This is a genomic window from Intrasporangium sp. (assembly GCF_030452765.1).
Taxonomy (GTDB): Bacteria; Actinomycetota; Actinomycetes; order Actinomycetales; family Dermatophilaceae; genus Intrasporangium_A.
This window is the reverse complement of record NZ_JAKDLO010000022.1, coordinates 26,605-34,110: the sequence shown is the minus strand read 5'-3', so window position 1 is coordinate 34,110 and position 7,506 is coordinate 26,605. Positions and strand designations below refer to the sequence as shown.

At 71.4% G+C, this 7,506-nt stretch carries 7 protein-coding genes; 1 reads left to right on the top strand and 6 read right to left on the bottom strand.

What is annotated here, in order from left to right; all coding sequences use genetic code 11:
* The 6 genes from L0H79_RS04745 to L0H79_RS04720 form a co-directional block, all read right to left on the bottom strand.
* The coding region (locus L0H79_RS04745) for an NTP transferase domain-containing protein (protein ID WP_301483407.1) at positions 1-435 on the bottom strand (435 nt) is incomplete at its 3' end.
* Between the two features lie 28 nt (positions 436-463).
* A complete protein-coding gene (locus L0H79_RS04740) occupies positions 464-2,221 on the bottom strand; it encodes an ABC transporter substrate-binding protein (protein ID WP_301483406.1) in 1,758 nt (585 codons plus the stop codon).
* 206 nt (positions 2,222-2,427) lie between these two features.
* A complete protein-coding gene (locus L0H79_RS04735; RefSeq protein ID WP_301483405.1) occupies positions 2,428-3,159 on the bottom strand; it encodes a hypothetical protein in 732 nt (243 codons plus the stop codon).
* Positions 3,156-5,792, bottom strand: a complete 2,637-nt coding sequence (locus L0H79_RS04730; RefSeq protein ID WP_301483404.1) for a MinD/ParA family protein — start codon at positions 5,790-5,792, stop codon at positions 3,156-3,158. Before L0H79_RS04730 ends, L0H79_RS04735 begins: the two co-directional genes overlap by 4 nt.
* A gap of 78 nt (positions 5,793-5,870) precedes the next feature.
* Complete coding sequence (locus L0H79_RS04725; RefSeq protein ID WP_301483403.1) at positions 5,871-6,077, bottom strand: hypothetical protein; 207 nt, start codon at positions 6,075-6,077, stop codon at positions 5,871-5,873.
* A 79-nt stretch (positions 6,078-6,156) separates the two neighbouring features.
* On the bottom strand, positions 6,157-6,375 hold the full coding sequence (locus tag L0H79_RS04720; RefSeq protein WP_301483402.1) for a hypothetical protein: 219 nt from the start codon (positions 6,373-6,375) through the stop codon (positions 6,157-6,159).
* Between the two features lie 367 nt (positions 6,376-6,742).
* Between L0H79_RS04720 and L0H79_RS04715 the strand changes: the two genes are divergently transcribed.
* Positions 6,743-7,483: a BTAD domain-containing putative transcriptional regulator gene (locus L0H79_RS04715; RefSeq protein ID WP_301483401.1), complete on the top strand. Its 741-nt coding sequence runs from the start codon at positions 6,743-6,745 to the stop codon at positions 7,481-7,483.
* The last annotated feature ends 23 nt before the right edge of the window (positions 7,484-7,506 follow it).

Here is a 7,506-nt window from a genome sequence, read left to right as displayed (position 1 = left end):
GGTGAGGAGGCGGCGGGTGACATCTGGGGTGACATCGGGCAGGTCGACCAGAGTCACGAGAACGGCCTCGTAGTCCGCCAGCTCCCGGATGTGCCGCAGGCCGGTACGCAGGGACGCTCCCATCCCGTCGGCCCAGTCGGGGCACTCGACGACGTCGATGTCGGGCTCCGGCGAGGCGATGTCGGGCTCCGGCGAGGCGATGTCGGCACTCTTCGGGACCGGCACGGTGCCGACAGCAGCGCGCACGTCTTCGGCCGCCGCACCGAGCACGACGGTGACGCCGTCACAGCCGCCGCTGAGCAGGACTCGGATCGCAGCCGCCACGAGTGTGCCGCCGGCCGGCGCCGGGAGCAGTGCCTTGGGGCCGCCCATGCGCCGGCCTGCCCCTGCGGCGAGCACGAGACCACGCACGCGCGGGGGCGAGGTGGGCGGCATACCGTCAATTATCCGGCGGGCGCCGGGGTCACCGTATCGCGGCCAGGTCGATCGTCCAGATGGGGTTGGTCGGCAGCGTCCTGACCCGGTCACCGTGAGCGAGGTGACGGATGGGCTGGATGAGCGGGACGAACGGCCCCGCGGCGTTCATGGCACGCTGCCAAGCCTGATAGGCAGCCTCGCGCTCGGCGCCCACCGAGTCCATCGCCTCGACCGTCAGGCCGCCGACGAGCGAGTCCGCCTGCAGCCGCCAACCGGCCCGCAGGCCGATCGGGCCACCCGGCGCGAAGGCCAGGTAGGCGCCGGGCTCGGGGTAGGCCGGGGTGAAGGCGCGCAGCGCAAACGGCGGGCTGCCGGCCCGGTAGGCAGCAGCGACGCCCGCTGCCGGCTCACCCTTGGGGTCGACCCGCAGACCCACCTTGGCGAGCTGGCCGGCGACGGCTTCGGCGAGTCGACGCGACGGGATGCCCGCGATGGGCCGGTCCTCGGCGTAGACGAGCGTGAGCGGCTGGCCGTGGTAGCCGGCTCTGTTCAAGGCCGTCTTCGCAGCGTCTGCGGCGCTGGTCGCCTCCGTCGGGGTGGACGGATAGGTCGTCGCCGCCGAGGCGGGCGCCGTGCCCGATGCGCTCGTGAGCGTCGGGTCGGCCTCGAGCGCTCCGACGATCCCCTGGGCGACGAGGCTCTGCGCCGGGATGGCACCCCCGGGGAAGAGCGCTGCGAGCGCAGCCCGGTCGAGACCGCTGCGCACCGCCGCGACGACGTCGGGGTCGGCGGTCCACCGGCCCACCCTCGACGAAGCGTTGAGGACGAGGTAGGCGAGCGTCGACGACCGGCGCGGCATGACGTGCAGCGCCGCGCCCTCGGGGTCCTGGCGCACCGCCTCGGCCTGCCGGGGCGAGAGATCGAGGACGACGTCGGCACGGCGCGCCTCGAGGTCCCTGCGCTGTTGGGCCGGGGAGGCGTTGTGGATGACGATGTCGGGATGCGCCGGTCTCGGGCCCGGCCAGTGCGGGTTGGCCGTGAGGGTGATCGAGTCGGCGGTCCGCGAGGCGAGCACGTAGGGGCCGGACCCGGCCGAATGGGTCTGCAGCCACCGGCCGGCCTCGTCGTGCGGGCCGATCGTGCCCCCGCGTGCCTTGACCACGGAGGAGTTCAGGATGCCGAAGGCCGGGTTGGCGAGGATCGCCGGCAGGGCGAAGTTGGCGTCCGGGGAGCTGATCGTCAGGGTTCGGTCGTCGACCTTCGTCATCGTGACGGTGCCGAGGACGCGGGACGGCGGGCCCCCGAGCCCCTGCGCGCGGCGCAGGGTGAAGGCGACGTCATCCGTCGTGACGGGGGCGCCGTCCGAGAACGTGGCGCCGGCCCGCAACCGGAGCGTGAGCCACCTGCCCTCGGGGCTGATCGTGTACTGCGCCAGCCCCGGGACCGCCTGCGTCTCGTCGGTGCCCGACAGCGTCGTCAGGGTCTGGTACAGGGCTTTGGCCACGAGCACGTCGGTGCGGCCGAGCTGCCGGGACGGGTCGAGGTCGACCTCGCCGAGCACGGTCTCCACGACGAGCGGCCGCTGTGGGCGCGCTCCCTGCGGGCGCGCGCCCTCCGGGTGGGCTCCCTCAGGGCGGACTGGTTCCGACGCGGTCGGCCCGAGCGCGGTCGGCCCGAGCGCGGTCGATGCCAGGTGCGAGGTCACCGCCCCGCTCTGGGTGCACCCGGCAAGCGCGCCGACGGCCCCGGTGACCATCACCACGGCGACCACCAGGGCGGCGAGCACGGTGGGACGTCGAGGCATGCAGTGTTCCTCTGGGCCGGGCCGGTGTCATGGGCGCGGGTGCGCGACCCGCCGAGGTGCCGATTCTATCGGCGGGTGCAGGGGGCGACGCAGGGCCCGGCGGTCCACCGCCGTACCCGCGCTCGCCGTACCCGCGCTCGCCGTACCCGCGCTCGCCGTACCCGCGCTCGCCGTACCGGCGCTCGCCGTACCGGGGTTCGCCGATGTCATCCGGTCTGCACGTCTGCGGACCGGTCGAGCGTCTTGGCTCCGCCGAGCGCGAAGCCGACGCGATCCTCGAGCTGGTCGAGCGGGGCACCGGGCGCACCGGGCGCGGAGCGCAGCATCGACCGTGGTGCCGGCGCGGCCGACATCGCCGCCGCCTGGGCGTCGACCCAGTCGCGCAAGGCAGCGACGTCCCGGCCGGACAGGCGCTTCCCCTTGGGCTCGAGCATGACGATCTGGTAGGCCGCCGCCGACGCCTGACACCCCTCGCACGCGGCGTTGAGGGCGAGGGCTCGGTTGTTCGCGGTCACCTTCTGGGCGCGCCGGACGACGACGACCTGGACCGAGACGCTTGCCGTGCGGCAGTCCTTGCACGAGTTCCACGCCGTCGCGACGTTGTCGAGCTTGGTCGCCCGGCCGCGGTCGACGTATACGACGCCGAGGGTGGTCGCCGTGGCGGTGCAGCCGTCGCACTCGGCGTTGGCCGCCGACGATGTCTCGGCGTCCACGGTGCGGCCGCGGAGCCGCTCGGTGTCGAACGCGTCGTCACGCACCTGCGGCTGGGCCGAGCTGCTGATCGCGATGCTCGTCAGGTCGAGGCTGTCGTTGCGGGAGTGGGCATCCGAGCTCGCCGAGGCGAAGGCGCCCGTGATGACCACGGTTGCCACGACGACCGCGAGGCGTCGCAGGGCCCGCCCACGACGACCGGATGGGGACGTGTCGGCTGGGCTCACTGGCGTACTCCTGTCTCGCGGAATCCGTCGGCGACAGCGGCCCCCAGCTCGACGAAGCTTTGACGGGTGGCCGGGGCGAGGTCGGACAGGTGCGTCTGCGAGCCGGTCTCGAGCGCGGGGTCCCACGGCACGATGACGACCCGCGCGCAGCGCTGCTCGAAGTGCGCGACCATCGCGTCGAGCGGCGCGCCGACCCCTGGACGCACGGCGTTGACGACGACGACCGCCCGGCTGACGAGAGGCCCGTAGTCGTGCTCGTCGAGCCAGTCGAGCGTCAGCGCGGCGGCCCTGCCCCCGTCGATGCCGGGGCGCAGGACGATCACGAGCTGGTCTGCTTCGCCGAGCAGCCCCTGGTTCGCGCTGTCGAGGATGCCGGTGCCGGTATCGAGCAGGATGAGGTTGTAGAAGCGGTCGAGCAGTCCGATCAGCCGGTGGTAGTCCGTGCGGTCGAGCGCCATGCCGATGCGCGGGTCGTCGTCCGAGGCGAGCACCTCGAGGCGGGAGTCCGGCGCCTGGGAGGTGTAGGCCCGCAGCTTTGCATACGTGTCGATGCGCTCGAGGTCGCCCAGCACGTCGGTGATGGTCCGCTCGTTCGGGACGGCGACCCGGTGGGCGAGGTTGCCCGCGTCGGGGTTCGCGTCGACCGCGACGACGCGGTCGCCACGCAGTCCGGAGAAGGTGATCCCGAGCGCGAGGGTCGTCGTCGTCTTGCCGACGCCGCCCTTGCGGCTCATGACGACGACGCGGCGCGAGCCCTCGATGGGCTGGCGTAGCCGCTCTTCGAGCTCGGCGCGCTGACGCTCCGCCGGACCGGGCCCCGGGTTCACTGCGCCACCGGACGCGCGCAGGACGGCCCGACGCCATCCCCGGTGCGGCACGGGTGCCCGGGTCGGGAGGATCAGCTCGTCGCTGAACGCGTCCGCCGACAGGCGGTCCCCTTTGCGGGCTGGGCTCGCGACAGGCGGGAGCGTCACGGTGCGCGCGACCTCGGCGTATGCCGCTGGGCTCGGCGCCCGGGGCGGCGCTGCCTGGGCAGTGGGTGCCGTCACGGGCGCCGGAAGGGCCGCGACATGGATACCCGGCGGCGCCTCCGGGGTCGGCGCGCGGCCCCAGATCTCGTGGAGCACGTAGTCGTCCTGAGCGGCCTGGGTCGACCGGCTCTGTGTGTCGGCTGTTGCCATGGTGATCCCCGTTGGTGTGTGGAGTTGTTCCTTCGGCGCTTCCTTCGGTCGTCTCGTCGTCTGGTTCTTCGGTCGTCTTGTCGAGTGTGGCGCATAGTGCCGCAGTGCGGAGTGGAAAACGCGCTTTCCGATCATCTGGATGATGCGCAGCAGGAGCACTCCCATGCCGAGGAGCGGGACGATCAGGAGCACGAGGGAGATGACGCCGATGATCACGAGCACCGCGTCACCGTCGGTCCATGCGCCCCGCATGGAGATCAGCTGGGAGTGCAGACCGGCCACCATCTGGCTCACGATCACGGGCAGGCTCCAGACCAGCCATCCCATGGCGAGCACGAGCGTCGGCACGACGAAAACCACCCAGGCGACCACGATTCGCCGGGCGCCGGGTCGCAGCTCGGCGACCCGCGGGTCGGGGGGTGTGCCGGGACGCAGGCTCCGCAGCACCGGACCCACGCGGGCGAAGAGGTCGGGCACGCCGGCCACGTCGGCAAGGACGTAGTAGCCGTCGAGCCTGATGGCCGGGACCAGCTGCTGGAGCATCTGGATGTGCATGACGAAGACGGCGAGCACGAAAACGCCCTCGCCGGTCAGCCGGTACAGCGCGCCGAGCGCGATGATGCACCACACGTTGAAGTAGAGACCGCCGAGGTCGGTCCGGATCCGGGCTGACCGGCTCAGCCGGTAGGAGTCCGTCACGTCCGTGTAGAAGGCGGGAACGAGCAGATAGATGCCGATGCCGATCGCCCCGGGCCGCCCGCCGCCGTAGGAGCAGGCTGCTGCGTGCCCGAGCTCGTGGATGAGTGCGCCCAGGTTCAGGGTGATGTAGAGGGCGAGCAACAGAGTCGGTGAGCCGATCACTTGCCCGAGGGCACCGAGCAGGTTCGCATGCCGGAAGAGGCCGATGTCGACGACGAGGGCGCAGACGAGTGCCCCGAGGACGAGCGGCGGGTAGTAGAGGGGCGCGAGCACACGCGCGAAGCGCCGGACCCACCGGGTCGGCAGCAGGGTGCCTCGCAGCGACAGCGAGAGCAGGGGGCGGGCTGTCGGCGCCGGCACCTCGGTGTGGGGGATGGCGTGGAGCGGCGGCCGCTCCTGCTGCTCCAGGTGCCCGCGGTCCGGGTCGAACCCGGGCGTCAGCTGCGGCACGACGAGCCCGAGTGGCACCAAGCGGGTCTCGAGCAGGTGTGCCAAGCCCTCGGTCGTGAGACGACGCCCGAAGGCGTCGCTCACGGCCGAAGCGACCGCGGCCGGGGATCGGGCCGGGTCGAGCTCGGCGAGGACCAGATGGAGCAGCTCGGACAGCTGCACCACTTGGCCGTCGGACCGACGAGCGAGGTAGGTGGTCTTGGCGAGACCGGAGTCCTGGACCTCCCCGAGAAGGTCCAGACCCGCGGCGCGCCCCCATCCGAGCGGCTCGTCGGTTCTCGTGAGGTCATGGCCGACTGACATGGATCCCCTTGTTCCTCACGTAGTTTCGGCAGTGCCGGTCGGCGAGCAGGAGCGATGCCCTCACCCGCCGACGCCGGCTCATGGCAACAGCACCGCGAGGTACTGGCCGGCGAGCGCGGACGCGTTCGAGTTGATCGTCGCGGCGTTGATCGCGAAAGCGAGGTTGACGCCGACGACAGGAGTGACGGTCACGCACGCGAAGTAGCAGAGCGTGTCCCGCGACGGGAGAAGTGTCGCGGTCTGCTCGGCCAGCTCGGCGTCGTCGATAACGGCACATGAACGCATCTGGACTCACATCCTTTCTGCCAGACACAGGTCGTGTTGGCGTGGCCCTCCCCTCGAGCGAGGGCCACGCCGAGTGGCGTCAGCCCTGGGCCACGACGATCGACTGCACGGCAGCGCTGTTGGCCGCGGACAGAACGGTTGCAGCGTTGAGCGCGAGCGACGAGTTGGACGCGTAGATCGCCGCCCAGTTGGCGTCGAAGAAGAGCGTCTCCTTCGAGGGCAGCATCGTCACCATCTCGGTGTCGAGCTCGGCAAAGGTCATTTCCTGCATGAGATTCACCTCCTTTCCGAAGTTCATGCCCCAAGGGAAGCGGGTGCCCCGTGACCCGCCCGTGATGCTCCCGTGCCGCCTGCGTGAAGTTTGCGTGACATCTGCGTGATCGGGTGATCTGGTGCCGCGAGAGCTCTCGGGGAGGGCCGCGGATGACCCGGGACGAGCCAGGGATGCATGGCAACAGCGTTCGACAGGCACCGGCGACGCCCGATTCATGCGTTTTGCTGCGGATGTATCAGCAGATGGGGGACGATGCTCCTAAAGGCGTCAACGCGTTCACGCGCCTTCACATCGAAATCTGAACCGTGCACATGTCGCCCCTGGTGCGGTTCGGGTCAGCGAATGTCGTACTGGCTCGTCCCTCCTCCCGGGGCTGGATCTTGGGGGATCAATGTCCGGATGCAGTTCCACGTGCCGCCTCCATCTACTCGGCTGCTTCGCCCTTCACCTCGACGGAGCCTCGGTCGAGCTCGGCGGGCGCGAGGAGCGGGTTCTCGCTGTACTCGCCCTCCGCGGTCCGCAACGCCGCAGCGTCCTGGCCGGCACCCTGTGGCCCGACACGACCGAGGAGCGGGCCCTGTCGAGTCTGCGCGCGGCCGTGATGCGGTTGCGTCGTACCTGTGAGGGCCTGATCGACGCCGGCCGTTCCCGGATCAGCCTCGGCGACGAGGTCACCTGCGACACTGTCGAGCTGGGCGTCCGGCTCGACGAGGTCGACCGGCTCGGCGACGTGCCGTGGGCCTCGACATCGGAGGCGCTGGCTGCCCTCGGCGGGCGGGAGCTGCTGACCGGGTGGTACGACGACTGGGTGCTCGAGGAGCGCGATGCCTTGCAGCACCGACAGATCCGTGGGCTCGAGTCGCTCGCCGAGGTAGCACTCATGACGGGGCGCGCGCAGCTGGCCGGCGCCTTGGCGGAGCGAGCCATCGGGATCGAGCCGCTCACCGACAGCGCCCAGGAGCTGCTCATCCGGGCTCACCTCTTGGGCGGCAACCGAGCTGCGGCGATCCAGGCCTACCGGTCCTACGCCCGACGTCTCCTGCGCGAGCTGGGCATCCGCCCGTCGGCGTCGATGACCGAGCTCATCGGCAGCACCGGCTTCGTTGCCCGTCCGGTGGCGGCCCGCGTCTGAGCGTCGGCCTCACCGGCGCGAGG

What these genes read in the sequence shown, in the direction of transcription:
- L0H79_RS04740 (WP_301483406.1), bottom strand. Translation starts at nt 2,221, where the DNA reads ATGCCTCGACGTCCCACCGTGCTCGCCGCCCTGGTGGTCGCCGTGGTG.
- L0H79_RS04730 (WP_301483404.1), bottom strand. Translation starts at nt 5,792, where the DNA reads ATGTCAGTCGGCCATGACCTCACGAGAACCGACGAGCCGCTCGGATGG.
- L0H79_RS04725 (WP_301483403.1), bottom strand. Translation starts at nt 6,077, where the DNA reads ATGCGTTCATGTGCCGTTATCGACGACGCCGAGCTGGCCGAGCAGACC.
- L0H79_RS04720 (WP_301483402.1), bottom strand. Translation starts at nt 6,375, where the DNA reads ATGAACTTCGGAAAGGAGGTGAATCTCATGCAGGAAATGACCTTTGCC.
- L0H79_RS04715 (WP_301483401.1), top strand. Translation starts at nt 6,743, where the DNA reads ATGTCCGGATGCAGTTCCACGTGCCGCCTCCATCTACTCGGCTGCTTC.